Raw genomic sequence first — 401 nt, 5'->3', positions numbered from 1 at the left:
GTTCATCTGCGAACATTCATTTCTAAACTCTCAAACTTTCGAAGCAGTTTATGGTGGAGCCAAGCGGGATCGAACCGCTGACCTCCTGCGTGCAAGGCAGGCGCTCTCCCAGCTGAGCTATGGCCCCATTACAAAATTGGTGGGTCTGGGCAGATTCGAACTGCCGACCTCACCCTTATCAGGGGTGCGCTCTAACCAACTGAGCTACAGACCCAATTTCGAGCTTGTAACTGTTAGCTCAGAGCTATCAGCTTGGAGCTTAAAGCTGCTTCTATCGTCTTCTTCAATGAATCAAGCAATTCGTGTGGGAACTTATGGAGCAGCTGATGTCGTCGATTAAGGAGGTGATCCAGCCGCAGGTTCCCCTACGGCTACCTTGTTACGACTTCACCCCAGTCATG

General features: G+C 50.9%; 2 tRNA genes and 1 rRNA gene. All 3 read right to left on the bottom strand.

Annotated elements, in window-relative coordinates:
• Window positions 1-51 precede the first annotated feature (51 nt).
• Window positions 52-127, bottom strand: a tRNA-Ala gene (locus J5M57_RS28740).
• Window positions 128-137: 10 nt separating this feature from the next.
• A tRNA-Ile gene (locus tag J5M57_RS28735) sits at window positions 138-214 on the bottom strand.
• 123 nt (window positions 215-337) lie between these two features.
• Window positions 338-401, bottom strand: a 16S ribosomal RNA gene (locus J5M57_RS28730); the annotation flags it as partial.

The sequence above is a fragment of the Pseudomonas sp. 86_A genome (genome assembly GCF_017491705.1).
In the GTDB taxonomy this organism is placed as follows: Bacteria; Pseudomonadota; Gammaproteobacteria; order Pseudomonadales; family Pseudomonadaceae; genus Aquipseudomonas; species Aquipseudomonas koreensis.
This window is presented reverse-complemented; position numbering and strand designations above follow the sequence as displayed.